At 72.6% G+C, this 1,730-nt stretch carries 1 protein-coding gene; it reads right to left on the reverse strand.

Annotated features, from left to right (window positions below):
* Nucleotides 1–1,730: condensation domain-containing protein (locus tag ACH4EB_RS38680; protein WP_398353230.1), on the reverse strand; the 1,730-nt coding region annotated here is incomplete at both ends.

The raw sequence follows: 1,730 nt of genomic DNA on the forward strand, positions 1-1,730 counted from the left end.
GCCAGGCTCGCCACGCCCCGGTGGGAGACCACCACGCCCTTGGGGCGCCCGGTCGAGCCCGAGGTGTAGATCACATACGCCGGGCTCTCCGGCGCGACGATCACACCCGGGTCGCTGTCCGGGAAGCCGGACAGATCCCGCCGCAGCGCCGCCTCGTCCAGCACCAACACCGGCGCCGCGTCGGCCAGCATGTACCGGCGGCGCTCCTCCGGGTACTCCGGGTCCACCGGCACGTACGCGCCGCCCGCCTTGTGCACGGCGAGAACCGCCACCACCATCTCCACCGACCGCGGCAACACCACCCCCACCAGCTTCTCCGGACCCACACCCTGGCCGACCAGCCAGTGCGCCAGCCGGTTCACCCGCGCCTCCAGCTCGCCGTAGGAGACCGGCCGGTCGCCGGACGCCAGGGCCACCGCGTCCGGGGTGCGGCGGGCGTGGGCGGCGAACGCCTCGGCCAGCGTCACGGCGGGCACCTCGGCCGGGGTGCCGCTCCAGTCGGTCAGCAGCGTCACGCGTTCGGGGCCGGACAGCAGCTCGACCTGGCCGATGCGCAGCGACGGATCGGCCGTCACCTGCTCCAGCAGCCGCACCCAGCGGGCCAGCAGCGCCTCGACCGTCGCACGGTCGAACAGCTCCGTGGCGTACTCGACGACCGTCTCGATGCCCGAGGTACCGTGCACGTCCTCGTGCCGCTCGAACATCTCGACGAGCATGTCGAACCGGGAGGTCGCGGTGGAGACGAACTCGCTGCGGACGTCGAGGTCCGGCAGCCGGAAGGACTCCTCCGGGGTGTTCTGGAGGACCATCGCCACCTGGAACAGGGGGTGGTGGGAGCCGGAACGGTGCGGGTTGAGGAGTTCCACCAGGTGCTCGAACGGCACGTCCTGGTGCTCGTACGCGGCGAGGCTGGTTTCGCGGACCCGGCCGAGCAGTTCCTCGAAGGTGGGGTCGCCGGAGGTGTCCGTGCGCAGCACGAACGTGTTCACGAAGAGGCCGACGAGGTCTTCGAGGGCTTCGTCCGCGCGGCCGGCGACGCCGTTGCCGAGCGGGATGTCGGTGCCGGCGCCGAGGCGGGTCAGCAGGGCCGCCATACCGGCCTGGAGCACCATGAAGACGGTGGTGTTCGACCGCCGGGCCAGCGCGACGAGGCGCTGGTGCAGGGCGCCGTCGAGGGTGAACTCCAGGTGGGCGCCGTCATAGGAGGCCACCGCGGGGCGCGGGCGGTCGGTGGGGAAGCTCACCAGGTCGGGCAGGCCGTCCAACTGCGCACGCCAGTAGCCCACCTGGCGGCTGACGAGGCTGTCCGGGTCCGCCTCGTCTCCGAGCAGGTCGCGTTGCCACAGGGTGTAGTCGGCGTACTGGACGGGGAGTTCGGCCCACTGTGGCGCGGTGCCGTCCGCACGGGCGGTGTAGGCGGCCAGGACGTCCCGGGCGAGGGGCGCCAGGGACCAGCCGTCGCCCGCGATGTGGTGCAGCAGCAGTTGCAGCACGCTTTCGTCGCCGGACAGGTCGCCGGACAGGTCGTCGGACAGGTCGAAGAGCCAGGCGCGTACGGGGATCTCGGTGGCGAGGTCGAAGCCGTACCGGGCCGACGCGTCGAGGGCCGCGGGGAGTTCGGCCGCGGTGACGCGGCGGTGGTCCCAGGCGAAGTCCGCGTCGGCGGCCTCCAGCACGACCTGCCGCGGCTCGCCGTCCACCTCGGGAAAGACCGTACGCAGCGTCTCGTG

This window comes from Streptomyces sp. NPDC018045 (assembly GCF_044327445.1).
GTDB lineage: Bacteria > Actinomycetota > Actinomycetes > Streptomycetales > Streptomycetaceae > Streptomyces.